The sequence below is a fragment of the Microcystis sp. BLCC-F209 genome (assembly GCF_041928595.1).
Classification (GTDB): domain Bacteria; phylum Cyanobacteriota; class Cyanobacteriia; order Cyanobacteriales; family Microcystaceae; genus Microcystis.
Map to the genome: position 1 here is coordinate 1 of NZ_JBHFLL010000089.1, position 2,125 is coordinate 2,125.

A 2,125-nucleotide genomic window follows, 5' to 3' on the forward strand; every position below is an offset into this window, starting at 1 on the left:
AGGACTGCAAATCATCGACATCAGCAACCCGACAAACCCCACTCTTGTGGGTAATTATGATACTTCTGGCTATGCTAATGATGTACAAGTAGTCGGTAACTATGCTTATGTAGCTGATTGGGGTTCAGGACTGCAAATCATCGACATCAGCAACCCGACAAACCCCACTCTTGTGGGTAATTATGATACTTCTGGCTATGCTAATGATGTACAAGTAGTCGGTAACTATGCTTATGTAGCTGATGATACGTCAGGACTGCAAATCATCGATGTGAGTGAGTTTACCACTGTGGCAACAAGTGTTACTCTTTCTATTTCTCCCAGTAGTGTTAGTGAAGACGGGACAGCTAATATGTCCTACTCCTTCACCCGTACCGGTGTAACCACTAATCCTTTAACCGTCAACTATACAGTCGGGGGGACAGCGACATTTAGCACAGATTACAGCCAAACTGGTGCAGCAACTTTCACCAGTACCACTGGGACAGTGACTTTCGCTGCCGGTTCAGATACTGCTACCGTCACAATTGACCCCACTGCTGATACAACTGTTGAAGATGATGAAACTGTTGCTTTAACTCTTACTTCTGGGACAGGTTATACAGTTGGGACAACTACCGCAGTTACCGGGACAATTACCAATGATGATTTCCCTAGTATTACTCTTGCGGTTTCTCCCGCAAGCGTCACCGAAGACGGGACAACAAATCTGATTTATACCTTCACCCGTAGTGGATTAACCACTAATTCCTTAACCGTCAACTACAGTATTAGTGGGACAGCTACCCTTAATACCGACTACACTCGTACCGGGACTAATAATACAGTCACCTTTGCTGCTGGTTCATCCACTGCTACCGTCACAGTTGACCCCACTGCTGACACAATAGTAGAAAGTGATGAGACTGTCATTTTAACCCTCGCTGCCGGGACAGGTTATACAGTTGGGACCACCACTCCAGTGACGGGGACAATTACCAATGATGATACCAGTGTCACCCTTGCAGTTTCCCCCGCAAGCGTCACCGAAGACGGGACAACAAATCTGATTTATACCTTCACCCGCAACGGAGTAACCACTAATCCCTTAACCGTCAATTACACCCTCGGAGGGACAGCTACCCTTAATACCGACTACACTCGTACAGGGACTAACAATACAGTCACCTTCGCTGCTGGTTCATCCACTGCTACCGTCACAATTGACCCCACTCCTGACACAATAGTAGAAAGTAACGAAACCGTCATTTTAACCCTCGCTGCGGGGACAGGTTATACAATAGGTACGACCAACGCAGTTACCGGGACAATTACCAATGATGATACCAGTGTCACCCTAGCAGTTTCCCCCGCAAGCGTCACCGAAGACGGGACAACAAATCTGATTTATACCTTCACCCGTAGTGGATTAACCACTAATCCCTTAACCGTCAATTACAGTATTAGTGGGACAGCTACCCTTAATACCGACTACACTCGTACAGGGACTAATAATACAGTCACCTTCGCTGCTGGTTCATCCACTGCTACCGTCACAATTGACCCCACTGCTGACACAATAGTAGAAAGTGATGAGACTGTCATTTTAACCCTTGCTGCGGGGACAGGTTATACAGTAGGGACCACCACTCCAGTGACGGGGACAATTACCAATGTCACCCTTCCCAGTGTTACTCTTGCGGTTTCTCCTAGTAGTGTTACCGAAGATGGGACAAGTAATCTCATCTACATCTTCATGCGTACAGGAGATACAACTAATCCCTTAACCGTCAACTACAGTATTGGTGGGACAGCAACCAACGGAAGCGATTACACTTTACTTCCCACCAGCGTTATCTTCGAGGCCAATTCTGCGATTGCGACTGTAATGGTTGACCCCACTGCTGACACCACAGTAGAAAACAACGAAACCGTCGCTTTAACCCTCGCTGCCGGGACAGGTTATACAATAGGTACGACCAACGCAGTTACCGGGACAATTACTAATGTCCCCGCTACCATTGTCACCCCAATCGAAGCTTTCGGTAACACCAAATTAGTCCAAGACGCGACTAATAAACTCTATGCTCAAATTGGCAATAATAACCCCACTGTCATCAAAAATGGTGCCACTCATATTACCACA

The 2,125-nt window shown here is 46.7% G+C and carries 1 protein-coding gene; it reads left to right on the top strand.

Going from position 1 to position 2,125, the window contains the following annotated elements:
* A partial coding sequence (locus ACE1AQ_RS05725) for a Calx-beta domain-containing protein (protein ID WP_374808034.1) occupies window positions 1-2,125 on the top strand: 2,125 nt, incomplete at both ends.